The organism is Erythrobacter sp. HI0063 (genome assembly GCF_001635685.1).
In the GTDB taxonomy this organism is placed as follows: Bacteria; Pseudomonadota; Alphaproteobacteria; order Sphingomonadales; family Sphingomonadaceae; genus Qipengyuania.
On record NZ_LWFF01000174.1, the window covers coordinates 1 to 500 of the forward strand.

The 500-nt window shown below is 53.6% G+C and carries 2 protein-coding genes; both read right to left on the bottom strand.

The window, feature by feature from the left end; all coding sequences use genetic code 11:
* The coding region (locus tag A3736_RS17875) for a hypothetical protein (protein WP_233999265.1) at positions 1-344 on the bottom strand (344 nt) is incomplete at its 3' end.
* Positions 311-500: hypothetical protein (locus A3736_RS17880; protein WP_233999268.1), on the bottom strand; the 190-nt coding region annotated here is incomplete at its 5' end. The genes A3736_RS17880 and A3736_RS17875, both read right to left, overlap by 34 nt.

Below are 500 nucleotides of genomic sequence, written 5' to 3' on the forward strand. Positions count from 1 at the left end.
ACCGGATAGCGCTCGTCTTCTGTTGCCTTTGAAAGCGCCACGGCGACAGGATGTCCGGTGGCGATCTCGTCACGCATCCCCGGCCATCGCTCAAATCCTGCTCCGGTCGTCGCGGAAGAGAGAGCTATGGCGCAAGCTGAGGTCTCTCCGACCGGAAAGGCACGAGCGATCCGCGCGGCGCTTTCCTCAAGACCAGGCATAGCTAAAGTCACGATTTCGAAGAATCGTGATTGCTTCTCGTCCCAGCCCGGCAAACCAGGTAAGAGAGGATCGAGACCATCTCGCGAAGTAGCTAATCTAGATGCAGGATTTACCTCGCATCCTGCCATTCTCTTTTTGCGCATTCCCATTCTTTGTCGTCCCGCATTATGCTTTCTTGATGAAAGCGTCCAAGATCGACTTCTAGGATTTCGACCCTTTTTATGAGTAGGTCGACAGAGCTAATAATCTCGACTGTCTCGAAATGGGGCAGAATCGCTTCCAGCTTCGGGATCATGCTG